Below are 26,605 nucleotides of genomic sequence, written 5' to 3'. Positions count from 1 at the left end.
TGGAAAAAATAGGCATGCGTCACACACATCTTTTTATGCCTCTTGCGCTCGTTAGTGCAATGGCAGCAGTACAACAAGCTTATGCGGCTGATGACTTTATTGCACAAAATATCAAATTTGATGGTCTAGTTCGTTTAACACCAGCCAATGTCTCGAGTATGTTGCCTATTAAAAGTGGTGATCGTGTCAATGATGCCATACTCAATAGTGCAATTCATACACTTTACGATACAGGCATGTTTAATGATATTAAAGCATCCCAACAGTCTGATGGGACATTGTTATTCAATGTTTCTGAACGACCAGTTATTGCAAAAGTAGAATTTAAAGGCAATAAACTTATTCCTAAAGAGGCCCTACAAGACGGCCTTAAAAAAATGGGAATTGCTGAAGGTGAAGTCCTCAAACCTGCTTTACTACAAACGGTTGAGACTGAACTTGAGCAACAATACACGCAGCAAGGTCGTTATAATGCGACTGTTAAAGTCGAGACGACTGAGAGACCAAACAACCGTGTAGACGTCACTGTAAATTTTGTAGAAGGTAAATCTGCAAAAGTTATTGAAGTGAATGTGGTTGGCAATAAAGTGTTTAGTGATGAAGATATTAAACAAGTATTTGCACTCAAAGAAGCACGTTGGTATTCAATTCTGACACGTAATGATGCATTTGCTAAAGAAAAAATGGCAACAAGCCTAGATGCAATGCGTGCACTTTATCTGAACAATGGTTATGTGAATTTTGAAGTAAATTCATCTGATCTAAATATTAGTGAAGATAGAAATAAAATCTTTATTAACCTTTCAGTCAGTGAGGGCCAACAATTTAAAGTAGGTACAACTAAATTCTTGGGCGATACTTTGTATAAACCTGAAGAATTAAAAACACTCCAAATTTATAAAGATGGCGAAGTCTATTCACAAGAAAAAATTGATGCTGTTAAAAATTTATTATTAAGAAAATATGGAAATGCAGGGTATTACTTTGCACAAGTCAATGCTGTTCCTCAAATTGATAATGATAAAAAAATTGTAAATGTAGTTTATTTTATCAATCCAGGACAACAAGTTACCATTCGCCGTATTAATTTTATGGGTAATACGAAAACAGCAGATACCGTTTTACGTCGTGAAATGCGTCAAATGGAAGGTGCTTTCGCAAGCAACGAAAAAATTGATTTGTCAAAAATTCGCTTGCAGCGTACAGGTTACTTCAAAACAGTAGATATGAAAGTGACACGTATTCAAAACGTGCCAGATCAGGTCGATCTTGATGTAAATGTAGAAGAGCAACACTCAGGTACAAGTACGCTTGCGATTGGTTACTCACAAAGTGGTGGTGTAACGTATCAGGCAGGGATTAGCCAAAGTAATTTCTTGGGCACAGGCAACAGTGTTGCTTTTGACTTCACACGTTCGTCATATTCAACAAACTATAATTTATCGGTTACAGACCCTTACTTCACCATCGATGGCGTGAGTGCTGGCTACAATGTTTATTATCGTGAAACCAAACCGTATGAAGATTATCACGTTAGTGACTACTACTCAAAAGCACTCGGCGCAAGTGCAAGCTTGTCTTATCCGATTGATGAGAACCAAAGTATTAGTGGCTCTTTAGGTATTGAAAATACTAAAATCACCACAGATATTTATGGTTCTATCGCTTATGGTGGCTATTTATTAAATCATGATGGAAAAATTAAAAATAGCACAACCACCACAGCGGGTACCTATAATGAATATCAAGGCAGTTATTTAAACTACCTTGCTAATTTAGGTTGGGCATTTAATACCCTAGATCGTCCAATGTTCCCAACTGCTGGTCAACTTCACTCTGTCAATTTAGAAGTCGCATTGCCTGGTAGTGACTCTGCGTATGAGAAGTTGACTTATAGTGGGCAAGTATTCTTCCCAATTGGTAAAGGCTTTGGTTTACGTGGTTACGGTAAAATAGGTTACGGCCATGACTTACCATTTTGGAAAAACTTCTATGCAGGTGGTTGGGGATCAGTCCGTGGTTATGAAGACAATACACTGGGCCCAAGATACCCTGGTGAATATTATAGTGGTACACAAACAACTGACTCAAACAAAGATCCAGTAGGTGGTAATGCTTTAGTACAATTTGGTGGAGAAATTATCCTACCTGTACCGTCTAAAGGTGACTGGGCTAGAAATGTAAGACCTGCTTTATTTGTTGAAGGTGGGCAAACATTTGATACAGAATGTAAAAATATCTCGGATTTTTACGACGGTACGACTAAAGTAAGTGGCAAGCAATACTGTAAAGATAATTACGGCTTTGATTTATCAAACTTACGCTACAGTGCGGGTGTTGGACTCACATGGAACACTATGATTGGACCACTTTCAATCAGTTATGCGTATCCGTTAAACAAGAAAGACGGTGATCAAACCCAGTCCATTCAATTCCAAATCGGTCGTACTTTCTAAGTACGACTACTTAAAGCGAAATATTAAAAGGTTATCTTATGAACAAATTAGCAGCAACTTTACTTATTTTAAGCTCTACTATTGCAACAGTATCTCATGCAGCAGGTTATGGCGTAGTTGACATGCAACGTATTGTAGAGAGCAGTACGTACTTGAAGCAACAAAATGACTCGCTACAACAGTCAGTAAAACCAAGTGCAACGCGTGCTGAGCAACTCAATCAAGAAATTCAAGCGCTACAAGAAAAAGCAGCTAACGCTAAACCTGCTGAAGTACAGCAACTTAAAACACAGTATGAAGCGAAAGTAAAAGAAATTAATGGTCTAGAGCAAAGTATACAGCAACGTGTACAGACAGCATCGCAAACGACAAGTCAAATTTTTACTGCACGTGTACAGCAAGCTGCTGAACAACTGCGTAAAGAAAACAATTTAGATGTGATTTTGAATAAAAATGCTGCTCTTGCATATGACAATAATAGTGATTTAACTGATAAAATGCTTCAAAAAGTAAATGTAGCTAAATAATCTATGAATCAACAACACCATAAACTTTCAAATGTAACTCATCTTGTACAAGGTGAGTTACTTGGCTCGGCAGACTTTCTTGTTCAGGGCTTAGCTAGTCTTGAGCAGGCAAATGAAAATCAGATTTCTTTTGTTAATGGCCAAAAATATCTGCCACAGGCGATTTTATCTAAAGCGGGTGTGTTAATTATCACATCCGATTTACAAAAAGAATTACCGAAGACTAAACAATATATTATTGTAGATAATCCATACCTTGCTTTTGCACAACTCACACATGCATTTGAAATTCAAGGTCAGCATTCAGGTATTGAAGAAACTGCACAAATTCACTCGTCTGCGATTGTCGCAGATAGTGCATACATTGGACATTATGCGGTCATTGGTGAAAATTGCGTGATAGGTGATGCGACACGTATTCAGTCACATGCTAAAATTGACCGTGGTGTAGAAGTGGGAAAGAACTGCTTTATTGACTCTCATGTTACAATTACAGGTTGTGCTAAGCTTGGTGATCGTGTCAGAGTTCATGCAAACACTGTAATTGGCAGTGAGGGTTTTGGCTTTGCACCGTATCAAGCAAAGTGGCACCGTATTGCGCAATTAGGTTCTGTTCAAATTGGGAATGATGTCCGCATAGGCTCAAATTGTTGTATTGACCGAGGTGCTCTAGATGATACAATTTTATCTAATGGCGTGATTATTGATAACCTTGTGCAAATTGCCCATAATGTGAATATTGGTGAAAACACTGCAATTGCAGCAAATTCAGGTATTGCTGGCAGTACGGTGATTGGCAAAAACTGTATATTAGCAGGGGCATGTGGTGTGAGTGGGCACATTAAAATTGCTGATAATGTGACGTTAACAGGAATGTCAATGGTCACAAAAAGTATTTTAGAGTCCGGAACTTATTCTTCAGGCACAGGTTCTTTTGAAAGTAAGCAATGGCGAAAAATGGTTATAGGCCTAAGACAATTAGCAGATGTGCCATTGACCAAACTTGTCAAACGACTAGATCATATACAGACTCAAATAGAGTCAATTGAATCCACTTTAAAGATGCGTAAGTAATATGGTCACAGAGTCAGAAAAAACAAATCAAAATAAACCCGAATTGCCAATGAATATCCAGCAAATTCGTGAATATCTACCACATCGCTACCCATTTTTATTGGTAGATCGTGTGGTAGAAATTACAGACAATGCGATTGTGGGTTATAAAAACGTTTCAATTAATGAAGAGTTTTTACAAGGGCATTTTCCTGAATATCCTATTATGCCTGGTGTACTTATTGTTGAAGCACTTGCACAAGTATCCGGTATTTTAGGTTTTGTGATGAATGATGTTAAGCCTACCCCAGGCTCATTATTTTTATTTGCTGGTGCTGAGAAAATACGTTTTAAAAAACAAGTTGTTGCAGGTGATCAGTTGGTTTTAAAGTCTGAGCTCATTATGCAAAAACGTGGTATTTATAAATATCAATGTACTGCTTCTGTTGACGGAATTGTTGCAACAACAGCAGAAATTATTATCTCCCATCAAAAGTTATAGAGTAGGCATGAGAAATACGGCAAATATCCACTCCACTGCGATTATCGACCCATCAGCAGTTATTGCATCAGATGTTTCGATAGGTCCGTATTGTATAATTGGCCCAGAAGTAACGATTGCATCTGGAACAGTGTTACATTCACATGTTGTTGTCGCAGGCTACACGCGTATTGGTCAAAATAATCAAATTTTCCAATTTGCGAGTATTGGCGAGGTATGCCAAGACTTAAAGTATCATGGTGAAGAGACATGGCTTGAAATTGGTGATTATAATACCATTCGTGAACACTCAAGCTTACATCGTGGTACAGTACAAGACCATGCCTTGACCAAAATAGGGCATCATAATCTATTGATGGTGAATACGCATATTGCGCATGATTGTCAAATTGGTGACCATAATATTTTTGCAAATAATGTTGGTATAGCGGGTCATGTTCACGTTGGTAGTCATGTCGTTGTGGGCGGTAACTCAGGTGTACATCAATTTTGTAAAATTGATTCTTATAGCATGATTGGTGCTGCTTCTTTGATTACTAAAGATGTACCATCATATGTGATGGCTTCTGGTAACCCGGCACATGCTTTTGGACTTAATATTGAAGGCATGAAGCGTAGAGGTTGGTCTAGAGAGATTATTAATGGCTTACGTGAAGCCTTTAAACTAATCTATAAAGAAAACTTGACCACAGTACAAGCAATAGAGCGTATTCGCTCGGAAATTTTACCGAACGTAACTGAAGTACAGCTTTTAATTGATTCTTTGGAACAATCTAAACGTGGTATTGTACGTTAATTAAACGGTTTGGTAAAAAAGACGAGCTATATAGCTCGTCTTTTTTATTTCTATGATTAGCTTTTTGAAGTCGTTTTAAAATAACCAGCTTCTTTCGAATCTTGATATTTGCTTAAAATAATTTGCTTATACTTCGTTGCTAGAGCTAGATTATGATCAACTTCTTTTGCAATACTATAGAGTTGATATAAAGCACGAGAAGCTTTATCTGATTCAGCATACTGTTTGGCAACAATATCATAGTTCTTTTTTGCTGCCACGTAATTTGCAGGTGTAATGGCAAGATTAAACTCCGCTAACCAAAAGTGGGCATTACCAATATAAATACTTTTAGGATAATTTTTAATGAAGTCTTGCATAGGTGCAATTGCTTTTTTAGCCCCACCTTGTTTGTAAGCTTCTAGCGCAAGCGTGTAAGCCTCTTTCTCGGTTAAGTCTGTTTTTTTTGTTTCGGCTGTTGTTTCTGGTGCAATACTGGTTGCTTTGTTTGTACTTGCTGGTTTATTGGTTGTAGTAGGTGGAACAACCGTTTTAGGTGTAGCGGGTACAGAAGGCGCTACTGGTGCAGCGCTAGGTTGTTGTGCTTGTTGTTGCTGTTGATCATCAACTTTCTGCTGTAGTATCTGTAGTCTTTGATCTAGGTCGGCATAATGGTTATCTAGGTCTTTTTTCAGTTGTTGTATTGTATTTTCATGCTCTTCAATAGTGCCACGTAAACGGCGTACCTCTTCTTCTAACTTTTCACTTTTTTGCATGAGCTGCCAGTTAATATTTACAGGTACAGTACTATTGTCTGAAGTAGATGTATTGTTTGTAGCTGTTGTTGGTGCAATAGACGCTGTGCTATTTTGGCTTAAAGACATACTTTCAATAGGTATGGCCGCATAAGACACAGAACAACTCAACAGAGAGATTAAAGCATAATTGTATTTTGATAATTGCATAAACAGACCTAATTTAAAATTTACCCATGTGTAACTAAATAATCGTCAAATATCAGGGTAATAATACATATTAAGAAGATACTTTACAGTTTAAGCATTTTTTTTATTGGGGTACATCATTTTAAGTGATTTATTAGTAATCAAACACACTGTATTTGTACGAAAAAGTAGGTTTTTGACTTGTGTGAATTAAAAAAATCTCTATACTTGTCGTTGTGATGGTGATCCTACTGGTTATCTCGCAATTGTACCCTGTAAACCCCGCCAGGACCGGAAGGTAGCAACGGTAGCAGATGTGCGATGTGCCGAGTCTTTGCTAGTAGGATTGCCTCCATTTATTTATAAGTCTTCAAAATCTTCTTCCTTCATTTCAATAATTTTAAAAATAGTATCTAAACTATACCCTCTATATTGTAGAAATCTTACTTGTTTAGCTTTGATTTTGGGATCAGTTGCAATCTCTTGCCCAAACCTTCTTACTTTTAGTGTATACGCTTCAGCAAGCCAATTGGTCGACTCGAGTTGTGCTTCAATAAATTGTAGGTCTACAGATTTTTGCTGTACTTTCTGTTTAATACGTTGTGGTCCTTGTCCTTTATTTAGCTGACTTCTAAACATTTGCTGTGCATATCGTTCATCATTTTGGTAGTTATATTCAATCATTTGCTCAACAATCACGTGTACTTCATCTATGTCTTCTGCATATTGCTGTAATTTTTGTGTGAGTTCTGCTTTAGAGTATTCTTTGCGACCCAGTAGTCTATATGCGTAGGCACGTAGCTTTGCACCACTCAGTTTTGGTCGCTCATTTGGGCTTTGGATTTTTTGGTGATTTTTATACATGGTTTTGCAGTCACAGCAGTTTGATATTAAAAAAACCGAGCAATGATGCTCGGCTTTAGTGAATACTATTTACTCATCTAACGGTGCGAGTTCGTCATCTACTTCTTCAGTTACTGTTACTTTTGTGAGTAGCTCAGCACGAATTTTTGCTTCAATTTCAGCTGCTAAACTTGGGTTTTCTTCAAAATAACGGATTACATTATTTTTACCTTGACCAATTTTTGCATCTTGGTATGAGTACCAAGCACCTGCTTTTTTCACAATATTTTGTTGTACACCTAGGTCTACAATCTCACCCAGATGGTTTACACCCTTACCATATAAAATCTGGAACAGTGCTTCTCTAAATGGAGGCGCCATTTTGTTTTTAACGACTTTAATTTTGGTTTCTGAGCCAATGATTTCATCGCCTTCTTTGACTTGACCTACACGGCGAATATCTAAACGTACAGATGCATAGAATTTGAGTGCATTACCGCCTGTTGTTGTTTCAGGGCTACCAAACATCACGCCAATTTTCATACGAATTTGGTTAATGAATACAACCATACAGTTTGAACGTTTTGCATTTCCTGTAATTTTACGTAGTGCTTGGCTCATGAGGCGTGCTTGTAAGCCCATGTGCGAATCGCCCATTTCACCTTCAATTTCTGCACGCGGTGTCAGTGCTGCGACGGAATCGACAACAATCATATCTACTGCACCAGAGCGTACCAACATATCTGCAATTTCTAATGCTTGTTCACCGTGGTCTGGCTGTGAAACCAAGAGATTATCAATATCTACACCCAGCTTACGTGCATATTGTGGATCTAGAGCATGTTCAGCATCGATAAATGCACATGTACCGCCTGCTTTTTGGCATTCAGCAATCGCTTGGAGCGTCATTGTTGTTTTACCAGAAGACTCAGGCCCATAAATTTCAACAATACGCCCTTTAGGTAAACCACCTATGCCAAGTGCAATATCTAACATTAAAGAACCTGTCGAAATGGCTTCAACTGCTTGTACAGTGTTACTACCTAAGCGCATTACTGAGTTTTTACCAAATTGTTTTTCAATTTGTGCCAGTGCTGCATTTAAGGCTTTGCCTTTATTTTCGTCCATGTGAAGACCTCAAAAAGATAAATATAATTGGTAACCCAAGTGGACGTTTGAGTACATCTTGATTCCACGAAGGCTATACTGACAGGTTTAATTCATTTCTACCAGTAAGTTTTCACTTGATGCGACATTATGTGTCGCACTATTTTCTTATGGATATGTCCACTGTTCGTCGTGGCTTTGTTTAAATTTATGAATCTGGCGACGATCTTTTTTATTTGGTCGATGATCTGGTTTTGCTAAGTTATCCAGTTTACGTTGAGATGCTAATAACTCTCTACGAGCAATACTTACCGCAGTTTCTTCATACAATAATTGAGCTGTAGGCGCAGGGCCACGTTGATTAGATAGTCCTTGAATGATAACGGTTTTTTTATCTGAGCCTTGTTGTATTGTGAGTTCTAAGCCAATATACACTTCTTTAGAGACTTTTACCCGATCAGATAAGTGATGGACTTTACCCCCCTCAATGGCTGTTTTAGCTAAACTGCGAGTTTTAAAAAAACGTGCTGCCCAAAGCCATTTGTCAATACGCATACGTTCTATGTGATTTGTAGATTCATTGACTTGTTTCATCGTGTTCCTTTAACGGTTTCGGTAGGAATTTGAGGAGGTCGGTGAGTTGATCTAGCATAGGGTAGTGATGATTCGCGGTGATTTGTCTTGTACTTGAAGGCTGTGCAATGCCCCATAAGTGTTTGAGGCCAAATTGCTCAGCTTGTTGTAAGACAGCAAGCGTGTCATCTATAAATATGCTATTTTTTATACAAAATGGAAATTGTTTATGCAGTGTATGCCAAAACTGAGCATCTTCTTTTGCATAACCAATGTATTCGCTACTAATGATGTGTTTAAAATAAGGTCCAATCTGTGTTTTTTCAAGCTTAAGCTTTAAAGTTTTTAGATCTGCATTGGTCACTAGCCAGCATTCATGTCCTCTTTGATTTAGTTCGGTGAGGAGTTCTATACAGTAGGGCCGAGTACAAATATGTTCGGCATATTGTTGATGTATATTTACGACGTCGAGCTGTAATTTTTGTGACCAAAACTGAGTTGAATACCAAGACAGCGTGTGTTTGTATTGTTCGTGGTAGTGGTGCATGAGTGAATGAATGTCGTTATAAGTTGTTGCATGTGCTCTGACGTAGTGTTCGGGTACTTTTATATTCCAAATCAAGTCATCATACGCAAGATCGAGTAATGTACCATCCATATCAAACATATAAATTTGTTTTAACATCATGCTCATATATTTATAAAGTCTATGAAATTATGGCATGTTTTGATCTATAAAATCCACGTTTTGGTTCTTGTATAAATAAGGAGTATGTTTTACAGCAAAAAATACTGTAGATTAACCTTATTTATTGCTATTTTATTATGATGTTTAAACAATGTATTGCACCAAAAGACACACTGTTCAATGAAATTATTGTGCTATTAGATAAAGCGAACCAAATTTTAAGGGAACAGTATCAGCAGTATTTATTGCACAGTGATACTTTTAATATTCAACAAAAAGAAGATCAATCTGCAGTGACTCAAGCAGATTTTAGTGTTCATTCCTATTTTTCTACAGCATTGCAAAACTTAACTCAGAAGTATCCTGTTTTATCTGAAGAGGGAAAGCATAATGAGCGCCATGCATGGGATACTTTTTGGTTGTTAGATCCATTAGATGGTACAAAAGAGTTTCTAGCTAAGCGACCTGAATTTACAATTAATTTAAGTTTAGTACAGCATGGTAAAACGGAACTCGGTATTATTTCAGTACCACAAGAAAACTGTCTTTATATTGGTTATGCTGGAAAAAAGCCTTTTAAATATCAATTTTCAGACCATACATGGTGGGTATACGAAAAATCAGATATATGCTTAGCAGACCAAGTTTTACGCATTGGTATGAGCCACCAGAGTGACTCTAAACAGATGCAATACTTTTTACAACAGTTAGAAAAAATTAGCCCTCTACAGATCATACATGCAGGTAGTGCTTACAAGTTTTGTTTAATGTTAGAAGGTCTGATAGATATTTATCCAAGATTTCACCCTACATGTGAGTGGGATACCAGTGCAGGGCAATGCTTGCTTGAAAGTATTGGAGGTGGGTTGTGGTCACACACGCAAACTCCTTTTATGTATAACCAAAGAAAAACTTTATTAAATGGAAATTTTATTGCTTTTACTCATATGCAGTATGCAAAGTACGCATTTCAATGTTTGTAATATCATGGGTGGGTGATTTTTATTTTTATTGAGGAGCAAAGTATGACTTTAGCGAAACTCCCTGCAAACATGCTTGATGCGATTGCTTTGTTACCCAAAAATATTCCTGTTGTGTTATTGACTAGACACTCAATTCGAGAAGTTGTAAATGGTCAAGGATTAGCGGGTTATGATTTGCAACTTACGCCAGATGGAGTAGCCCTAGCACAAGCATGGGGTAGGCACTTAGCAATGCAAGGCGTTGTTTTTGCTAGTGCCAGTACAAGCCCTATTCAGCGCTGTGTAGATACAAGTCGCTATATGTTGCTCGGTGCAGGTAAAAATACTTTGCCTAGTCTACAGCAGGTCTGTAATCCATTATTGGTTGAACCGGGTAGTTTTGTACTGAATATAGAAAAAGCTTCGCCCTCATTTAAACAATATGGTGCTTTAGGGTTTGTGAATGCTTTTTTAAAAGAACAAGTTCCAGGTATGAAGTCTGTACAAGTAGGTGTTTTTGATATTTTGACGGATCTATATCAACTCACGAAACAAAGTGAGGGTATGCATCTTGTTGTGACACATGACACCATTATGGCAGTAATTTATGCACACTTAAGTGGTGTAGGTGCTTTAGAGAAACACCATTGGCCACAAATGATGGAAGGCATGTTTTTGTGGTTCGAAGGTGTAGAATTTTTAAAAAGTGATTTGGTATGGATTTGGCGTGGTAATGTTTATCGTATAGCAATAAGCAAAGTATTTGATAAACCCCAGCTTTAACAAATATAAAAAAGCCTCCTTAAAGGAGGCTTTTTTACTTAATACAACTTAGTTAGAAGCAAGTGCTTTAACTTGTGCATTTAAGCGGCTCTTATGACGAGCAGCTTTATTTTTGTGGATAATGCCTTTGTCAGCCATACGGTCGATTACAGGAACTGCTTTTTTATAAGCATCTGTAGCAACAGCATAGTCACCAGAAGCAATCGCACTTAACGTACGTTTTAAGTAAGTACGAACCATTGAACGCAAGCTTGCGTTGTGTTTACGTGCTTTCACGTTTTGACGTGCACGTTTTTTTGCCTGAGCAGAGTTTGCCACTCTTGCACTCCTTGAATTAGATTGGTCTGGGCGGGCTGAAACAAAACCGAAACTACGACAGTTTCCCTTAACCAGCCCGTAAACAAGTGCGATATTGTGATGAATCACAGCGATGAAGTCAACCCTTATTCGGTCAGCAAAGCCGTGTGTTTTCTTTTAAATGTTTAAATGTGCTTACAAAGTCTATAAATTTTCTTGTATTGTATGTTTTATAGTCATTTCATGTTTTTAAAATAATTTCATAAAATAGGCCGTTTATTATTTCGTCTAAGTCAATCATTGTGCAAAATTAGAACATAACAATACGCTTAGATACATGCTAATATCTAGCTTTATGAAAATGCAGATGATGTATTCGGTCTATGTTTATTTTTGAAAAAGAAATTTCAGCACTCCAGTTAGATCAGTTAAAACACAAACAAAAACGTTGGTTAGGTAGTGTAACTGGGTCTGCAATCAGTTTGCTGATGAAAGAAATTTTAGCCACAGAGAAAAAACAACTTTTTGTGATAGTGGCAAAAAACACGCAACATCTTGTGCAACTCGAGAGTGAACTGGCTTTTTATGGAATACACGCCTTTGTGTTTCCAGATTGGGAAATTTTGCCTTACGACCGCTTATCACCTCATCAAGACATTGTGTCAGAGCGTTTAGCCATTTTATCCGATATGCCAAGCAGTGGCGTTTTATTACTGACAGCATCTACATTTTCTCAGCGTGTCGCCCCCACTTCTTGGCTTTTAGGTGAACATTTTGATATTCAAATTGGTCACCACTTTGATTTGGAAATACAGAAAAAACGTTTAATTCAAGCAGGGTATCATTTAGTTGACTCTGTATACGACCACGGTGAGTTTGCTGTACGTGGTAGTATTATGGATATTTATGCTTCTGGACAAACACAGCCTATACGTATAGATCTATTTGACGACGAAATTGAAACTTTAAAGTTTTTTGATCCTGAAACTCAGCGCACTACTGAAAATTTAACAGAATTTCGTGTGTTACCTGCCAAAGAATTTCCATTGAAAGAGGGTAGATCAACGTTTCGTGAGCGTTACGCGCAGAGTTTTCCACGTTCAAATAGTAAAAAAAATCCATTTTATCAAGATATTCTTGAAGGTATTTCTTCACCAGGGATTGAGTTTTACTTTCCACTGTTCTTTAGTGAAGAAGCCATGTTGGCTGACGGCTATGTATCGTCTTATTTACCTCGCCACTCTATTGTCATTACATATGAAGGTATTGATGATGATTTATTACATTTTTGGCAAGATACCTATAGACGTTTTGAAGACCGTAGACATAACTTAGATCAGCCACTTCTTGCACCAGAGCAACTTTTTTTACAGCCAAACCAAGTATTAGAACATATAAATACTTTTCGCCGTATTGAGCTGTCTGAAAATTTATTAGCAGATAAGGTGGGCGTCGTTAATTTAACAGCCCAATTGCCCAAAAAATTGGCTGTTGATATTAAAAAACAACATCCGTTTGCCGAGCTGAGTGAGTTTATTGTATCGCAAACAGCGAATGTGCTGATTGTTGCAGAAACAGCAGGGCGTAGAGAGTCACTAAAAGATGCACTGCGGCCGCATTTAGGTGAAGTTAAACAGGTTCACTCTTATGCAGATTTCATTAAGAAAAAGTATCGTTTAGCGATTACCAATGCGCCGTTAGATCGTGGTTTAGATGTGCCTGAGCGTTTAGTTATTATTTCTGAAAACCAACTGTATGAACATCGTATCATTCAACGCCGTAAGAAAAGACAGCAAGAAGTTTCTGAAGAATTCTTAATTAAAAGCTTGACTGAGTTAAGTATTGGCTCGCCAATTGTACATATAGACTATGGTGTTGGTCGGTATGCGGGATTAGTTTTTTTAGAAATAGATGGGCAGGCACATGAGTTCTTACAATTAAACTATGCAGGTGAGGCGAAGGTATATGTACCTGTATCGAATTTACATTTAATTAGCCGATACAGCGGTGGAGATCCAGATTTAGCACCATTACATAAACTGGGTACAGATGCTTGGAATAAAGCTAAACGTAAAGCATTAGAGCAAATTCATGATGTTGCTGTTGAGTTATTACACGTACAAGCACGGCGTCAGGCTAAACCAAGTTTTGCGTTTAAAGTCGATAATACTGCGTATCATTTATTTGCAAATTCATTTTTATATGAAGAAACTTTAGATCAAGCCAATACCATTGAAATGACATTGCATGACATGCAACAACCTAAACCTATGGATCGCTTGGTGTGTGGAGACGTAGGCTTCGGTAAAACAGAAGTGGCCATGCGGGCTGCTTTTGTGGCAGTTGAAAATGGTAAACAAGTTGCAGTACTTGTACCAACCACATTGTTGGCACAGCAACATTATGAATCATTTAAAGATCGTTTTGCAGATTGGCCTGTACGTATAGAAGTACTTTCTCGCTTTGGCTCAAATAAAACCCATCAAAAAACCATTCAAGATCTAGCAGATGGTCAAGTAGATATTGTGATTGGTACACATAAAATTTTGCAAGACCATATTGTATTTAAAAATTTAGGTCTGATGGTGGTTGATGAAGAGCACCGCTTTGGTGTGCGTGATAAAGAACGGATTAAAGCACTGCGTGCAGATGTTGATATGCTGACTCTTACCGCAACACCTATTCCACGTACTTTAAATATGTCGTTTAGTGGTATGCGTGATCTATCTATTATTGCGACGCCACCTGCACGCCGTTTAGCCGTAAAGACATTTGTGCAAGAGCAGACTAGTGCAACCATTACAGAAGCAATTTTGCGTGAGCTGTTACGTGGTGGACAAGTCTACTTTTTGCATAATGAAGTCGATACTATTGAGCGTACCGCAGAAAATATTCGTAACTTAGTGCCAGAGGCACGTGTGGCTGTTGCACACGGTCAAATGCGTGAACGTGAGCTTGAGCAAGTTATGCAGCAGTTTTATCACAAAGAACATAATGTTTTGGTATGTTCAACGATTGTAGAGACGGGTATTGATGTACCGAATGCCAATACTATTATTATTGAACGTGCGGACAAGCTTGGTTTAGCGCAATTACATCAACTTCGTGGTCGTGTTGGTCGCTCACACCATCAAGCATATGCATACCTTTTAGTGCCGTCAATTAAAGGCTTAAAAGGAGATGCAGAAAAGCGTTTAGATGCAATTCAAAGGGCCTCTCACTTGGGGGCTGGTTTTATGTTAGCCACCGAAGATCTAGAAATTCGAGGTGCAGGTGAGTTACTCGGTGAAAAACAAAGTGGTTCGATGCAAACTATTGGTTATAGTTTGTATATGGAAATGCTTGAAAAAGCAACAAAAGCAGTACAGAAAGGCAAAACAGCAAACTTTGATGCACCACTGAATTTAACTTCAGAGATTAATTTACATTTACCTGCATTAATTCCAGATAGTTATTTGGGAGATGCGCACCAGCGGCTACTTTTTTACAAACGTATTAGTAATACCAGTACGTTAGATAAGCTCAATCATATACGCATGGAGTTGATTGATCGTTTTGGTATATTGCCCGACGCTGTAAAACAGTTATTTGCAGTGCATGAAATTCGCTTAACTGCAGAACAATTGGAAATTAACAAAATTGATATTGCGGCCCAAGGTGGATATGTAGAGTTTTCGCCAACCACACCTGTGCAAGCGATTACGATTATTCAGCTCATGCAAAAACAGCCCACATATTTTAGAATGGAAGGCGGCCAACGTTTAAAAATTACTGTTAATCTGACCGAATATGCACAGCGTATTGCTTTTATTAAAGATTTACTGCAAAAGCTTTTATAAGATTGGCATGGTTTCTTTTGATTGTTGCTAAAGACAGCACTCTATTGGCAAATATTGTCACAAATAGAGTGCTTAGATATTCACAATAGCATCTATATGTTAATATGAAGCAACTTCTACTGTCATGATCTATAAAGATATGTTTAGTTTACATCCACAATTAGCACAAGACACCTTTTTTGTTGGTGACTTTCCATTATCGACTTGTCGCTTAGTTAATGATATGCAATTCCCTTGGTTGATTCTTGTACCAAGAGTGCCAGGTATTACTGAGTTATATGAGCTAAGTCAGGCAGATCAAGAGCAATTCTTAAGAGAGTCTAGCTGGTTGTCTAGTCAATTAGCAAAAGTTTTTCGTGCAGATAAAATGAATGTTGCTGCGCTTGGTAATGTCGTATCTCAATTACATTTTCACCATGTCGTGCGCTATCAAAATGATACAGCATGGCCAAAAGCTGTTTGGGGTTTAAATGCTGTACCATACAGCAGTGAAGTATTATCACACATGCGACAAACTCTGATGCTTGCTTTACGTGGACAGGGTGATATGCCGTTCGATTGGCGTATGGATTAGTTCATACACACTATATTCATCAATATACTGGTTGCATAGGCGTGTATAGATGCTGTTTGATCGTATTTCAATGAATAGATTTGCTATAGAAAGCATTTATCGTGCGGTTGCATATACGATACTTTCTGTTGCTGTTTTTATTTACTATACAGATGAAACCATGCGGTTGGTTTATTGGACAGTGCCAATTGCCAGTGTGATTTTATTACCGATATCTATTAAAACATTTTATTATTTAAAATATAAAATTAATAATGAAGCCATTGCACGGCACTGTATTTTTGTATTTGATGTTATTGTTGCTGCATTAGCAATTGCATCTGTTCATTTTTCACTCGTTTTTAGTTTGCTGTTAATCATTAGTCTTATTTTTATTGGTAGTACCTTTAAAGCTTCATTTATAACCACAGTAGCTTTAAGTGCAATTGGCATAACAACCATTTACTTGGCCAGTATTTCAGCATTTGGTTTTAAAAATTATTTTAATTTAAATCAAATACATTTGGTTCTTTATAGTTTTTCATGCTTTTTACTCTTTCTGGGCTCAGTTTCTTATTTTTATAAAAACTATTTGGAACGTGTGAAAAAAACGAAACACTATTATCAAGAGCAAATGGACCGCTATGTCCAATTTTCAACGCAGTTAAGTCGCTATGCACCAAAACAACTGTGGCAGTCAATTATGAGTGGTGAAACACAAGCTAAAATTGATTATAAAAGAAAGAAAATGACGATTTTCTTTTCAGATATTCAAGGCTTTACTGAGCTTGCAGAAAGTTTGCCTCCTGAAGAGTTGGCATTTTTACTCAATGATTATCTAGACCATATGACCGAAATTGCTAAAAAATATGAAGCAACATTAGATAAATTTATTGGAGACGGGATCTTAATATTTTTTGGTGATCCGCATACGAATGGTTTAGAGCAAGATGCTAAGAAGTGTATTGAAATGGCACTTATGATGCGCCAACAAATGCATGTATTACGTGAAAGATGGTTAAAAATGGGATTTCCTGAATTACATATTCGTATGGGTGTGAGTACAGGATATTGCCACGTCGGAAACTATGGTTCAAATTACCGTATGTCTTACACTGTCATTGGTCATAATGTGAATTTAGCATCTCGTTTACAAGCTGTTGCTGATATTGATGAGATTTTAGTTGCAGACAGTACATATAGCTTAGTGAAAGATCAGTTTATTTGTATTCCAAAACAACACTTGCAACTTAAGGGTATGCAAAACCCTATGAACACGTGGCAAATTTTGGAAAAATATACGGGTAATACTGCAGATATGCAGCAATGGTTTGACTATAACTATAAAGGCTTTCATTTACTGTTGAATTTAGAAGAAATACAGCACTATGAGCATACTAAACTCATTAGCATTTTAGAAAAAATGACAGAAACGCTCAAAAATCAAAAAAATATAACCACGACTCAAGGTGTTGCTAAGTTAACACTGAGTGATGAAGTGATTGAAATTTTAGATAGGGAATAAATGCTTAGAATAAAGTCTAAGCATTTATCTTATCTAGGCTGTTAATGACTGCCTTCTGAAGCGTGGTTAATTGTATATTTTGGAATTTCTACTTCTAAATCTTCATTTACAATTTTAACTTGGCAAGATAAACGAGAGTCAGGTTCAAGTCCCCAAGCACGGTCAAGTAAATCTGCCTCTACATCATTCATTTCGTCTAGGCCATCAAATCCTCTACGAATAACAACGTGGCAGGTCGTACAAGCACATGACATATCACATGCATGTTCAATTTTGATACCGTGCTCATGGAGGCTTGCACACAAGTTGCTGTTTTCTTCAACTTCGAATTCTGCACCTTCTGGACAAAACTGTGCATGAGGAAGGACTTTTATACGTGGCATATCGGTTACCTATTTAGTACTTGGGGTGGACCAGTCATCAAGTTTAGTGCCTTTGAGGGCATGGTCAATATGACGGTTCATTCGTAAAGCAGCAAATTGATCACTCTGTTGCTTTAATTGCTTTACTGCACTTTCGATGTTATCAATTTGGTCACTTTGTAATGCAGTACCTAATTGTTGCTGAACGTGCTGCAATTTTAACAGTTGCTCTTCATTAAGCAATTGAGCATCTGCTGTAAGGGCTTGAGTGAGTGCTTCTAGTTCACGTTCTGCTTCCATCTTGGTTTCGTGCAAATGACGCAAATGTTTATCTTCTTCTGCATATTTATAGCCATCGAGCAGTAAACGTTCCATGTCTGCATCAGATAAACCATAAGAGGGTTTGATGTCGATATTTGCTTGTATGCCGGAGGTGGTTTCTTGTGCAGATACTGAAAGTAAGCCATTTGCATCGACTTGAAAAGTGACCTCAATACGTGCTTGACCTGCTGTCATGGGTGGAATGCCATGCAAAATAAATTGACCAAGAGATCGACAATGTTCAACTAAGTCACGTTCACCTTGTAGTACATGAATCAACATTGCAGTTTGACCATCTTTATACGTGGTAAACTCTTGTTTTCGTGCAATTGGAATAGCAGTATTACGTGGAATAATACGTTCGACTAATCCCCCCATGGTTTCTAAACCAAGAGAAAGTGGAGTCACGTCAAGTAGTAAAGCCTGTTCTGTACTGTTACCAATCAGTTGATCTGCAGTCATTGCAGCACCAATTGCAACCACTTCATCTGGGTTAATACTACACAGCGGTGTTTGATTGAATAGCTTCTCGACAGCATCTTGAACCGCATATGAACGGGTTGAACCACCAACCAATACAACCTGTTTGATCTCGCTCAGCTCGAGCTTAGCATCTCTCAGTACACGTTTACATACGTGTAGGGTACGGTCTAAAGCAGGCTGTATAATTGTTTCAAATGTTAATCGATCTAATTCAACACTATGTTCTTCAACAGCAATATTCACATGGGTTTGTGTAGATAATGCTTCTTTTGCCTGTTTTGCAGCGTTAATAAAGTTTGCATAACTCGTGTTATCTATATTTTCAAGATTGAGTTGTTGCTTCAGCCATTTTACAATCAGGCGGTCTAGGTCATCACCACCTAAAGCAGTATGCCCGCCTGTAGCCAATACCTCAAATACGCCTTGTGAAAAACGTAAAATAGATACGTCAAATGTACCGCCACCCAAATCATAAATGACATAGTTTTGGTCAAGCTCTAGTTTAGATGTTTGATCTAAACCATAAGCAACAGCTGCCGCAGTGGGTTCGTTGAGTAAGCGCAGTACATTGAGTCCTGCTAGCTGTGCAGCATCACGCGTGGCTTGTCTTTGAGCTTCATCAAAATAGGCAGGTACAGTGATAACAGCACCTTGTATTTGTTGAGCTACGCTTTGTTCAGCACGGTATTTGAGCTGTTTGAGCAAATCAGCCGAAATTTCAACAGGCGTTTTTTGACCCGCAGCTGTTTGAAATGTTGGCATATCTTGTGCTGTACCCATGAGTTGATATGGGTGTTGAAATTTAATATCTGCTTGAGAACGACCCATAAAACGTTTTACAGACGTAATGGTATTACTTGGGTCATGGACTAAAAATTTTTGAGCTGCGTAACCATACGAGGTATTTTCAGCCGCATAATGCACTACTGATGGGAGTAATACATGGCCATCTTGGTCGGGCAGTACATGTGCTTTGCCAGATCGTATGGTTGCTACTAAAGAGTGAGTTGTTCCTAAATCAATACCAATGGCGATACGGTGTTGATGCGGCTCACTTGATTGTCCGGGCTCTGCAATGTGCAAAAGGGCCATGTGTTAAAAATCCTTGATAAGTGTAAAGTGAATTAGAAGTCATCATCTAAATTTATGTGTTGATCTAGAATGTCTTCTTCTGCTTTATCTATATCGTTTAAAACTTTTTGGAAAAATTGTAATTTTCTAACGCTATCTTGAGCATCTAACCAGTGTTGTTGGGTGAAATGCGCGTTGAAAGTATTCGTTAAGGCTTGAATATGTGATTGAATCTGTTTTTTTAGCTGATCAAGTTCTTCGGTAGATGTTGCTTCATCAAGTATTTCTCTAAACTCTAGAGCGGATTGTAAAAACTCTAAATCATGAATAGATTGGTCAAGATGTTGGTCTTGTTGATGTAACTTGAGTAAGTAGCCTGCACGCGAGTCGACCTGTAAGAGTATTTTATAGGCTTGATTGATTTCACTGGATTGAATCAGTGCAGCATTTTTATCTTTTGCTTGATCTGGATGGTATTGCTGTTGCAATTTCAGAAAATTAGCTTTAAGTGCATTTAGGTCAAGATCTAATTGTTCAGGAAGATCAAACTGTTCAAAATAGTTCATACGTCATTGCCATAAAAAGCTAAAAACGGTGAAACACCGTTTAAAGGATATGATAAAAGGATGAAAGTTTGTTTAAGACTTAAACAGTAAATGATTCACCACAGCCGCATTCCCCTTTTTTATTAGGGTTGTTAAACTCAAAACCTTCATTTAAACCATTTTTAACATAGTCCATTTCTAAACCATTGATATAAACAAGACTTTTAGGGTCTATAAATATTTTCACCCCAAAATTCTCAAATATTTGGTCATGTTGGTCTATATTGTCTACAAATTCTAGAACATATGCTAAGCCTGAACACCCTGAAGTTTTCACTCCTACACGAATGCCTTCGCCTTTACCACGATTTGTAATGTAGTTGCGAATATGTGTTGCAGCACTTTCGGTTAAGTGGATCATGAAAACTCCATCAGTGGTTAGGGTATTTAAACGCTAGATTTTTTAGTACGAAAATCTTCGATTGCAGCTTTGATTGCATCTTCTGCAAGTACTGAACAGTGTACTTTTACAGGAGGAAGGGCAAGTTCAGTTGCAATATCAATATTTTTAATGGCTTGTGCTTCGTCTAAAGTTTTGCCCTTAAGCCATTCAGTCACTAAAGAACTTGATGCAATGGCTGAACCACAGCCATATGTTTTAAAACGCGCTTGTTCAATAATTCCTTCGTCACTGACTTGGATTTGTAAGCGCATGACATCTCCACATGCAGGCGCACCGACCATGCCTGTACCAACATTTGCTGCATTTTTGTCTAATACACCAACATTTCTTGGGTTTTCGTAATGATCAATTACTTTTTCGCTATATGCCATGATATTTCTCCTAACCTGGGGGTTACCTAAGTTCTGTAATATATGTGATTCAATTGAAAGGTTGGTGAGATTAGTGCTCAGCCCATTCAACCGATGAAAGATCAATCCCGTCTTTGTACATATCCCAAAGTGGAGATAGGTCACGTAGCTTTTCAACAGCTGACTTTGTGATTGCAATCACGTGGTCAATTTCTGCTTCAGTCGTATATTTACCAAAGCTAAAACGAATTGAGCTATGAGCGAGTTCATCAGATAAACCAAGCGCTCGAAGTACATAAGATGGCTCTAATGTTGCAGATGTACATGCTGAACCACTTGATACTGAAATATCTTTGAGTGCCATCATGAGTGATTCGCCTTCAACAAAGTTGAAGCTGATATTCAAGAAGTTTGCAACATTATGAACAGGATGTCCGTTTAAAAAGACTTGTTCTAAATCTTGTAAACCATTCCAAAGACGATCACGTAAAATACGTAGTCTTGCTTGCTCAGCAACAAGATTTTTGCCCGCAAGTTCAAATGCTTCACCCATACCTACAATTTGGTGTGTTGCGAGTGTGCCTGAACGCATACCACGTTCGTGTCCACCACCATGCATTTGTGCTTTTAGACGTACACGTGGTTTACGGCGTACATAGAGTGCCCCCATTCCTTTCGGGCCATACGCTTTGTGCGCAGAAAAGCTCATTAAGTCGACTTGTAGTGTACTTAAATCAATATCTACTTTACCCGCTGCTTGCGCTCCATCAACATGGAAAAATGTTTTGTTGGCACGTGTAAGCTCACCAATTGCTGCAATATCTGTAACTGTACCCAGTTCGTTATTCACCATCATGAGTGATACTAAAACGGTATCTGGGCGTAGTACGTCAGCAACCATTTGTGGTGTAATCAAACCAGTTTTTGGTTCTGGTTCAATGTAAGTGATTTCAAAGCCTTCTGATTCAAGCTCACGGCAAGTATCTAAAATTGCTTTATGTTCAATTTTACTGGTAACAATGTGTTTACCTTTTTGTGAGTAAAATTGAGCAATACCTTTGAGTGCTAGGTTATCAGCTTCGGTTGCACCAGAAGTCCAAACAATTTCACGAGGGTCTGCTTTTACAAGGTTAGCAACTTGTTCTCTTGCATATTCTGCTTTTTCTTCAGCTTGCCAACCATGGGCATGTGAGCGTGAAGCAGGGTTACCAAAATCACCTTCAAATGTAAGACACGCCATCATGCGTTCTGCCACAATAGGGTCTACGGGTGTTGTTGCTGCGTAATCAAGATAGATTGGACGTTTCATGTTAAATACCTGTCGCCTGTAATGTGGCTGAATCAATATGTGCTGATTTTTGGCGGATAGCTATAGTCTGTACATTCTTGGTAGAAGTAAGGTCAGCAAGCGATATCTTTGCTAAATAATTTTCAATGTGGTTTGACAAATTATGCCATAGGTCGTGTGTAAGGCACATTGCACCATTTTGACAATTGCCTTGATGGTCACAACGTGTTGCATCGACTGTTTCGTTCACAGCTTCAATCACATCTAAAACTGTGATCTCATCTGCGCTTTTTGCAAGGTGGTAACCACCATTTGCACCACGTACGCTTGATACGAGGCCGTGACGTTTAAGTTTAGCAAAAAGTTGTTCTAAGTAAGCCACTGAAATAGTCTGACGGGTTGCTATTTCAGTAAGCGTAATTGTTTTGTCTGCTGGTTGTAACGCAAGATCTAAAAGGGCAGTCACTGCGTAGCGACCGCGAGTAGTTAGGCGCATGACTCGATACACATATTTAAGACTAGAGATTACAATTTTAAGAATCCTGACTAAAATAGTCAAGTTTTAACTCAATAAAAATAGTGGTTGTGTAAATACATCACTTTTTTTAATGAATATGACTATATATTAACGCAATAATTAAGCTTAATGTAATGATAAAAAAGATAATGTTTATTCGTTTTTGCGATGATTTGATATGCCGAACACGATTTTTAAGCTGTTTATTTTCAACATATAAGTGATTGATTTTAGCACGTTGTTCATCTATTTTTTCAAGTAAGGCAGATGTACGAAGTGGAGCACTTGTAGTATCTTTCCTATGATTAGGTGTGAAAAGCCATTTTTTCCAATCACTGCCTAAATGTGGCAGTGATAAAGAAAGTAAAAAGTCACGAAGTTGATCTTTTGTTGTTGCATCTTCACTATAGATTTTTATGCCATAAATACTTTTTTTGTTTCCTAAAGCCAATGCTTGAACATAGCCGAAAATAGTACTACTGACTTCAAGTATCGTTTTTTGTTCGGGTGTATTTAAATTAAATAACAACCCTTTCTTTGAAAAGCTGACATAAAAATTGAAGTAAGGAATATAACAATTGACTTTAAGCGCAATATTATTGTTTACGAAAGGCACAGCTTGTTGTTGTATAACATTGTCATGTTTAAAAACAAAGCTGTAAAATGTTTCTAAACCAATCATGAGTGCTTCAAGTAAGAAAGAAAGTAATTTTTTTTCTTCTGTTGGTGTGTTCATGATGAGGCATCCTCAATAAAATGTTGTTATACACATTCTGGGCGTATTTATGTTTGTCTTATGACTTAAGTTGCTTAACTCAGCTTTAGCTCACTTTACTTTAGCCAACCAATTCAATGCGATTTTATAGTGGCTATTTAAAATAGATGAAAAGTAAATGTGTAGCAAGGTTATCCCCTTTAATGACGTATTGTTGCATACTTCTTAGACATCTTGTTATATAGCAGGTATATATCTGTAAGTCGTTGCTTTAACGTGTAGATATTGTGGCTTGAGGTCAAGTAAAAGTGTTTAAAACAGTATGTTTTGATGAAATATACTCGTTTTGGTATTTTTTTTGTTTTTTTAAAATTAAAAAGTATGAAAAGCCATAACAGAGTCTTGCCTTTTGCCCCAAAGCATTGATATAAAGGCACTGAGGCAAGAGATAGAACATGACTAGATCTTAAATAGACTATATTAGAGGACATAAGCTTCATGAATAAATCAGAATTGATTGATAACATTGCACAAAATGGGGGATTGTCAAAGGTTGATGCTGGTAAAGCACTTGACGCAACGATTGCTTCAATTACACAAGCACTACAAAAGGGTGATGCAGTCACTTTAGTTGGATTTGGCACATTTGCTGTAAAAGAACGCGCAGCTCGTACAGGTCGCAACCCAAAAACTGGTGAAGAGTTACAAATTAAAGCAGGCAAAGTACCAAGCTTTAAAGCCGGTAAGAGCTTGAAAGATGCGGTTGGTTAATCACAACTTGCACAAAAGCGCGCCCGAAGGCGCGTTTTTTTATGCAGACGACTAAATAAATCTGGCGTAATGCATGCATTGATGGTGTGATTTCAGTTAGAATTGCAAACAAATAAGATATTGGAATACAGATGGAATCGTTTCGTAAACTGATTAAAGGTTGGTTAGGTATTGTATTACTTGTTTTATTCCTAATTCCTTTGGCGCTTGTGGGTATTGAAGGCTATTTTAGTGGATCAAACAAGGGAGATGTTGCTAAAAAAGTCAATGGTCAGGATATTTCAAATAAAGAGCTTGATGAGTTGGTAAAATCTTATCAACAACAGTATTTACAGTATGTTCAAGGAGATGAATCTCTTTTGAATACAGATGTGATTAGAGAGTCGGCGCTTAATACTTTAATTGCTCGAACATTACTGTTACAACAAGCAGGCAAATTGGGCATTCAAATGAGTGATACTCAATTTGTACAAATGTTGTCTCAGTTGCCTGATTTTCAAGTCAATGGCAAGTTTAGTAATGAAGTATTCGGGAACTATTTACGTAGTCGTGGTATTACGAAAGAAGCACTATTGGCGAATTTAAAGCAAGATCATGCTTTAAAAATGCTTACGGCAACAGCATCAAGTTATGCTCTAACCAGTAAGCAAGGTGTTGAAAACTTTGTAAACTTACAATCTGAGCAAAGAGAGATATATTTATCAAGTATAAAGCTAGATGAGTATAAAAAAGGAATCACAGTATCGAATCAAGATATTGCCAATTACTATGAAAAGCATAAAAATGAGTTTAGACGTAGTGCATCTCTAGATGTAGATTATGTGGTTGTTAAGCCAAGTATGTTTGCGCAAACGATGCCAATAACAGATGCAGAACTGCAACAAGCATATACACAGTATGTAGATGCGCAAAAGAATAATGCGACAAAAGAAGTTCGTCATATTTTGATTACTAAAGACACGCGTACTGATGCAGATGCACTGAAGTTAGTCAATGATGTTGAAGCCAAAATTAAAGCAGGGTTATCTTTTGCAGATGCTGCGAAACAGTATTCAGAAGATCCAACATCTAAAGCTAAAGGTGGTTTAATTGCAGGTTATCAAGTAGGAACATTAGGTTCGACAGAGTTTGATGATGCAGTTAAATTATTAAAAGACAATACAGTATCAGCACCTGTAAAAACAAACTTCGGTTACCATATTATTGATGTAAAAACAGATGCTGTAAAAATAGCGTCGTTTGAGCAAGAAAAACCACAGCTTCAAGCAAGTTTGGAGAAAAGTAAACTTGCAAATGCATATACAGATGCAGTAAATGGACTAAACGATGCTGCAGTGAGTGCAGATGCTTTAGATGTGATTACGCAACAAGTAAAAACTGCAACCATTCAGAGTGCTAAAAATGCGACTCTGTGGACCAGTAATCCGTATTTGAGTCAGCCTGCTGTAAAAGCAAAACTATTTAATAATGAAGTTAAAAATGGTGATCGTAATATTTCAGCCAGTATTACATTAGCGAATGGTGAAACATTGTGGTTGAAAGTACGTAACTATTACCCTGAAGGTCTGCAAACTTTAGCGCAAGCAACAGATGCAATTAAAACTACTGTGCTCAATAAAAAAGCTGCAGCAGTTGCAACAGCAAAAATTGCTACCACGCTTGAAGCATTTAAAACAGAGCCTGCGACACAAGTCCTTGCTAGAAGTAATATTAAATTCGAAAAACCTGCGCTATTTAGTCGTCAGAATTTGAGAAAAGATATTGCGAATGTTGCATTTACTCAGCCTGTACCTAAAGCGGGTATGTGGTCAGTAGGTACAGCAGATTTGTCTGATGAATTGGTGATCGTTGCTGTATCTAAAGTAGATAGAGATGCTTTTAGTAAGCTGACACCAGAGCAAGTCCAGCAAGCAACAAAGGCTTATCAACAACTTCGTGGTGAGCAAGAGTTGGCAGATTATATCGATTACTTAAAATCAGTTGCAAAAATTAAGTAATTCATTTGTATTGATGTCACTGTTATAGCACAACGTATACAGTGACATTATTTTATGATTAACCCTTGTCAGCATAAATAAAATAGCGTATTTTAAAATGAGATCATATTTATTTTGAAGACTATACATGACCTCGTTGACGCAATCTGTTTTTTCATACGTATACTTTTGGCACTTTAGATAGCTGCCCTTATGCGTATGGGCAAAAGATAGGTTGCTCATCACATTTATAAACCTGATTGGGCAAATACCAATCAGGTTTTTTTTATATTATATTTTGGAGATTTCACATGAC

The 26,605-nt window shown here is 37.5% G+C and carries 26 protein-coding genes and 1 other RNA gene; 13 read left to right on the top strand and 14 right to left on the bottom strand.

Annotated elements, in window-relative coordinates; all coding sequences use genetic code 11:
• The first annotated feature begins 14 nt into the window (after window positions 1-14).
• Genes bamA through lpxA form a run of 5 tightly spaced genes read left to right on the top strand, consistent with a single transcriptional unit; the run spans window position 15 to window position 5,334 of the window.
• Window positions 15-2,456 (top strand): outer membrane protein assembly factor BamA, encoded by a 2,442-nt coding sequence (gene bamA, locus BLS38_RS04480; RefSeq protein WP_092747139.1) that lies wholly within the window; start codon window positions 15-17, stop codon window positions 2,454-2,456.
• Window positions 2,457-2,494: 38 nt separating this feature from the next.
• Window positions 2,495-2,983, top strand: a complete 489-nt coding sequence (locus tag BLS38_RS04475) for an OmpH family outer membrane protein (protein ID WP_092747138.1) — start codon at window positions 2,495-2,497, stop codon at window positions 2,981-2,983.
• A gap of 3 nt (window positions 2,984-2,986) precedes the next feature.
• Window positions 2,987-4,057 (top strand): UDP-3-O-(3-hydroxymyristoyl)glucosamine N-acyltransferase, encoded by a 1,071-nt coding sequence (gene lpxD, locus BLS38_RS04470; RefSeq protein WP_092747137.1) that lies wholly within the window; start codon window positions 2,987-2,989, stop codon window positions 4,055-4,057.
• Between the two features lies 1 nt (window position 4,058).
• Entirely contained in the window at window positions 4,059-4,538 is a 480-nt protein-coding gene (gene fabZ / locus BLS38_RS04465) for a 3-hydroxyacyl-ACP dehydratase FabZ (RefSeq protein ID WP_092747136.1), read from the top strand.
• A 7-nt stretch (window positions 4,539-4,545) separates the two neighbouring features.
• On the top strand, window positions 4,546-5,334 hold the full coding sequence (gene lpxA / locus BLS38_RS04460) for an acyl-ACP--UDP-N-acetylglucosamine O-acyltransferase (protein ID WP_092747135.1): 789 nt from the start codon (window positions 4,546-4,548) through the stop codon (window positions 5,332-5,334).
• A 56-nt stretch (window positions 5,335-5,390) separates the two neighbouring features.
• Here lpxA and BLS38_RS04455 read toward each other — a convergent pair whose 3' ends face one another.
• Window positions 5,391-6,278 (bottom strand): YbgF trimerization domain-containing protein, encoded by an 888-nt coding sequence (locus tag BLS38_RS04455; RefSeq protein ID WP_092747134.1) that lies wholly within the window; start codon window positions 6,276-6,278, stop codon window positions 5,391-5,393.
• A 228-nt stretch (window positions 6,279-6,506) separates the two neighbouring features.
• Here BLS38_RS04455 and ffs point away from each other — a divergent pair.
• An RNA gene (gene ffs, locus BLS38_RS04450) (signal recognition particle sRNA small type) lies at window positions 6,507-6,603 on the top strand.
• Window positions 6,604-6,617: 14 nt separating this feature from the next.
• Here the strand turns inward: ffs and BLS38_RS04445 are convergent.
• The 4 genes from BLS38_RS04445 to BLS38_RS04430 all read right to left on the bottom strand — a co-directional run bounded on the left by BLS38_RS04445 (window position 6,618) and on the right by BLS38_RS04430 (window position 9,465).
• Window positions 6,618-7,121: a regulatory protein RecX gene (locus BLS38_RS04445; protein WP_092747133.1), complete on the bottom strand. Its 504-nt coding sequence runs from the start codon at window positions 7,119-7,121 to the stop codon at window positions 6,618-6,620.
• 69 nt (window positions 7,122-7,190) lie between these two features.
• Window positions 7,191-8,228, bottom strand: a complete 1,038-nt coding sequence (recA, locus tag BLS38_RS04440; protein ID WP_092747132.1) for a recombinase RecA — start codon at window positions 8,226-8,228, stop codon at window positions 7,191-7,193.
• 147 nt (window positions 8,229-8,375) lie between these two features.
• Window positions 8,376-8,801: an RNA-binding S4 domain-containing protein gene (locus BLS38_RS04435; protein WP_092747131.1), complete on the bottom strand. Its 426-nt coding sequence runs from the start codon at window positions 8,799-8,801 to the stop codon at window positions 8,376-8,378.
• Entirely contained in the window at window positions 8,785-9,465 is a 681-nt protein-coding gene (locus BLS38_RS04430; RefSeq protein WP_171258533.1) for an HAD-IA family hydrolase, read from the bottom strand. Before BLS38_RS04430 ends, BLS38_RS04435 begins: the two co-directional genes overlap by 17 nt.
• A 143-nt stretch (window positions 9,466-9,608) precedes the next feature.
• Between BLS38_RS04430 and BLS38_RS04425 the strand changes: the two genes are divergently transcribed.
• Together BLS38_RS04425 and BLS38_RS04420 are read left to right on the top strand one after the other, a co-directional pair.
• Window positions 9,609-10,451, top strand: coding sequence for a 3'(2'),5'-bisphosphate nucleotidase CysQ family protein (locus BLS38_RS04425; protein ID WP_092747252.1), 843 nt, complete (start codon window positions 9,609-9,611; stop codon window positions 10,449-10,451).
• A 42-nt stretch (window positions 10,452-10,493) separates the two neighbouring features.
• Window positions 10,494-11,213, top strand: a complete 720-nt coding sequence (locus tag BLS38_RS04420) for a histidine phosphatase family protein (RefSeq protein WP_092747129.1) — start codon at window positions 10,494-10,496, stop codon at window positions 11,211-11,213.
• Window positions 11,214-11,261: 48 nt separating this feature from the next.
• On the opposite strand, the gene rpsT is transcribed toward BLS38_RS04420, so the two are convergent.
• The gene (rpsT, locus tag BLS38_RS04415) at window positions 11,262-11,531 is read right to left on the bottom strand and encodes a 30S ribosomal protein S20 (protein ID WP_092747128.1); all 270 of its coding nucleotides are present in this window, start codon (window positions 11,529-11,531) and stop codon (window positions 11,262-11,264) included.
• A gap of 368 nt (window positions 11,532-11,899) precedes the next feature.
• Between rpsT and mfd the strand changes: the two genes are divergently transcribed.
• The 3 genes from mfd (at window position 11,900) to BLS38_RS04400 (ending at window position 17,427) form a co-directional block, all read left to right on the top strand.
• A complete protein-coding gene (gene mfd, locus BLS38_RS04410) occupies window positions 11,900-15,349 on the top strand; it encodes a transcription-repair coupling factor (protein ID WP_092747250.1) in 3,450 nt (1,149 codons plus the stop codon).
• A gap of 139 nt (window positions 15,350-15,488) precedes the next feature.
• Window positions 15,489-15,923, top strand: a complete 435-nt coding sequence (locus BLS38_RS04405; protein WP_092747248.1) for an HIT domain-containing protein — start codon at window positions 15,489-15,491, stop codon at window positions 15,921-15,923.
• 49 nt (window positions 15,924-15,972) lie between these two features.
• Complete coding sequence (locus BLS38_RS04400; RefSeq protein ID WP_092747127.1) at window positions 15,973-17,427, top strand: adenylate/guanylate cyclase domain-containing protein; 1,455 nt, start codon at window positions 15,973-15,975, stop codon at window positions 17,425-17,427.
• A gap of 41 nt (window positions 17,428-17,468) precedes the next feature.
• Here BLS38_RS04400 and fdx read toward each other — a convergent pair whose 3' ends face one another.
• The 8 genes from fdx to BLS38_RS04360 form a co-directional block, all read right to left on the bottom strand.
• Window positions 17,469-17,810 (bottom strand): ISC system 2Fe-2S type ferredoxin, encoded by a 342-nt coding sequence (gene fdx, locus BLS38_RS04395; protein WP_092747126.1) that lies wholly within the window; start codon window positions 17,808-17,810, stop codon window positions 17,469-17,471.
• A gap of 9 nt (window positions 17,811-17,819) precedes the next feature.
• Window positions 17,820-19,685: a Fe-S protein assembly chaperone HscA gene (gene hscA, locus BLS38_RS04390; protein WP_092747125.1), complete on the bottom strand. Its 1,866-nt coding sequence runs from the start codon at window positions 19,683-19,685 to the stop codon at window positions 17,820-17,822.
• A gap of 32 nt (window positions 19,686-19,717) precedes the next feature.
• Window positions 19,718-20,230, bottom strand: coding sequence for a Fe-S protein assembly co-chaperone HscB (gene hscB / locus BLS38_RS04385; RefSeq protein WP_092747124.1), 513 nt, complete (start codon window positions 20,228-20,230; stop codon window positions 19,718-19,720).
• A 79-nt stretch (window positions 20,231-20,309) separates the two neighbouring features.
• The gene (gene iscA / locus BLS38_RS04380; RefSeq protein WP_092747123.1) at window positions 20,310-20,630 is read right to left on the bottom strand and encodes an iron-sulfur cluster assembly protein IscA; all 321 of its coding nucleotides are present in this window, start codon (window positions 20,628-20,630) and stop codon (window positions 20,310-20,312) included.
• A 26-nt stretch (window positions 20,631-20,656) separates the two neighbouring features.
• Complete coding sequence (iscU, locus tag BLS38_RS04375) at window positions 20,657-21,043, bottom strand: Fe-S cluster assembly scaffold IscU (protein WP_092747122.1); 387 nt, start codon at window positions 21,041-21,043, stop codon at window positions 20,657-20,659.
• Between the two features lie 70 nt (window positions 21,044-21,113).
• Window positions 21,114-22,331 (bottom strand): IscS subfamily cysteine desulfurase, encoded by a 1,218-nt coding sequence (locus tag BLS38_RS04370; RefSeq protein WP_092747121.1) that lies wholly within the window; start codon window positions 22,329-22,331, stop codon window positions 21,114-21,116.
• A gap of 1 nt (window position 22,332) precedes the next feature.
• Complete coding sequence (locus BLS38_RS04365; protein WP_092747120.1) at window positions 22,333-22,806, bottom strand: Rrf2 family transcriptional regulator; 474 nt, start codon at window positions 22,804-22,806, stop codon at window positions 22,333-22,335.
• 109 nt (window positions 22,807-22,915) lie between these two features.
• Window positions 22,916-23,563, bottom strand: coding sequence for a hypothetical protein (locus BLS38_RS04360; RefSeq protein ID WP_092747119.1), 648 nt, complete (start codon window positions 23,561-23,563; stop codon window positions 22,916-22,918).
• Window positions 23,564-24,040: 477 nt separating this feature from the next.
• Here BLS38_RS04360 and BLS38_RS04355 point away from each other — a divergent pair, with 477 nt between their 5' ends.
• Together BLS38_RS04355 and BLS38_RS04350 are read left to right on the top strand one after the other, a co-directional pair.
• Window positions 24,041-24,313, top strand: coding sequence for an HU family DNA-binding protein (locus tag BLS38_RS04355; protein WP_092747118.1), 273 nt, complete (start codon window positions 24,041-24,043; stop codon window positions 24,311-24,313).
• A gap of 131 nt (window positions 24,314-24,444) precedes the next feature.
• Window positions 24,445-26,310 carry a SurA N-terminal domain-containing protein gene (locus tag BLS38_RS04350; RefSeq protein WP_092747117.1) on the top strand — a complete coding sequence of 622 codons (1,866 nt, stop codon included), beginning with the start codon at window positions 24,445-24,447 and terminating at the stop codon, window positions 26,308-26,310.
• Window positions 26,311-26,605 lie beyond the last annotated feature (295 nt).

The organism is Acinetobacter boissieri (assembly GCF_900096955.1).
Taxonomy (GTDB): Bacteria; Pseudomonadota; Gammaproteobacteria; order Pseudomonadales; family Moraxellaceae; genus Acinetobacter; species Acinetobacter boissieri.
This window is presented reverse-complemented; position numbering and strand designations above follow the sequence as displayed.

What these genes read in the sequence shown, in the direction of transcription:
- BLS38_RS04445 (WP_092747133.1), bottom strand. Translation starts at nt 7,121, where the DNA reads ATGTATAAAAATCACCAAAAAATCCAAAGCCCAAATGAGCGACCAAAA.
- fabZ (WP_092747136.1), top strand. Translation starts at nt 4,059, where the DNA reads ATGGTCACAGAGTCAGAAAAAACAAATCAAAATAAACCCGAATTGCCA.
- BLS38_RS04370 (WP_092747121.1), bottom strand. Translation starts at nt 22,331, where the DNA reads ATGAAACGTCCAATCTATCTTGATTACGCAGCAACAACACCCGTAGAC.
- bamA (WP_092747139.1), top strand. Translation starts at nt 15, where the DNA reads ATGCGTCACACACATCTTTTTATGCCTCTTGCGCTCGTTAGTGCAATG.
- BLS38_RS04400 (WP_092747127.1), top strand. Translation starts at nt 15,973, where the DNA reads ATGCTGTTTGATCGTATTTCAATGAATAGATTTGCTATAGAAAGCATT.
- BLS38_RS04455 (WP_092747134.1), bottom strand. Translation starts at nt 6,278, where the DNA reads ATGCAATTATCAAAATACAATTATGCTTTAATCTCTCTGTTGAGTTGT.
- BLS38_RS04430 (WP_171258533.1), bottom strand. Translation starts at nt 9,465, where the DNA reads ATGTTAAAACAAATTTATATGTTTGATATGGATGGTACATTACTCGAT.
- BLS38_RS04350 (WP_092747117.1), top strand. Translation starts at nt 24,445, where the DNA reads ATGGAATCGTTTCGTAAACTGATTAAAGGTTGGTTAGGTATTGTATTA.
- lpxD (WP_092747137.1), top strand. Translation starts at nt 2,987, where the DNA reads ATGAATCAACAACACCATAAACTTTCAAATGTAACTCATCTTGTACAA.
- hscB (WP_092747124.1), bottom strand. Translation starts at nt 20,230, where the DNA reads ATGAACTATTTTGAACAGTTTGATCTTCCTGAACAATTAGATCTTGAC.
- BLS38_RS04405 (WP_092747248.1), top strand. Translation starts at nt 15,489, where the DNA reads ATGTTTAGTTTACATCCACAATTAGCACAAGACACCTTTTTTGTTGGT.
- lpxA (WP_092747135.1), top strand. Translation starts at nt 4,546, where the DNA reads ATGAGAAATACGGCAAATATCCACTCCACTGCGATTATCGACCCATCA.
- hscA (WP_092747125.1), bottom strand. Translation starts at nt 19,685, where the DNA reads ATGGCCCTTTTGCACATTGCAGAGCCCGGACAATCAAGTGAGCCGCAT.
- BLS38_RS04355 (WP_092747118.1), top strand. Translation starts at nt 24,041, where the DNA reads ATGAATAAATCAGAATTGATTGATAACATTGCACAAAATGGGGGATTG.
- BLS38_RS04475 (WP_092747138.1), top strand. Translation starts at nt 2,495, where the DNA reads ATGAACAAATTAGCAGCAACTTTACTTATTTTAAGCTCTACTATTGCA.
- BLS38_RS04420 (WP_092747129.1), top strand. Translation starts at nt 10,494, where the DNA reads ATGACTTTAGCGAAACTCCCTGCAAACATGCTTGATGCGATTGCTTTG.
- recA (WP_092747132.1), bottom strand. Translation starts at nt 8,228, where the DNA reads ATGGACGAAAATAAAGGCAAAGCCTTAAATGCAGCACTGGCACAAATT.
- BLS38_RS04425 (WP_092747252.1), top strand. Translation starts at nt 9,609, where the DNA reads ATGTTTAAACAATGTATTGCACCAAAAGACACACTGTTCAATGAAATT.
- fdx (WP_092747126.1), bottom strand. Translation starts at nt 17,810, where the DNA reads ATGCCACGTATAAAAGTCCTTCCTCATGCACAGTTTTGTCCAGAAGGT.
- iscU (WP_092747122.1), bottom strand. Translation starts at nt 21,043, where the DNA reads ATGGCATATAGCGAAAAAGTAATTGATCATTACGAAAACCCAAGAAAT.
- iscA (WP_092747123.1), bottom strand. Translation starts at nt 20,630, where the DNA reads ATGATCCACTTAACCGAAAGTGCTGCAACACATATTCGCAACTACATT.
- BLS38_RS04365 (WP_092747120.1), bottom strand. Translation starts at nt 22,806, where the DNA reads ATGCGCCTAACTACTCGCGGTCGCTACGCAGTGACTGCCCTTTTAGAT.
- BLS38_RS04435 (WP_092747131.1), bottom strand. Translation starts at nt 8,801, where the DNA reads ATGAAACAAGTCAATGAATCTACAAATCACATAGAACGTATGCGTATT.
- BLS38_RS04360 (WP_092747119.1), bottom strand. Translation starts at nt 23,563, where the DNA reads ATGAACACACCAACAGAAGAAAAAAAATTACTTTCTTTCTTACTTGAA.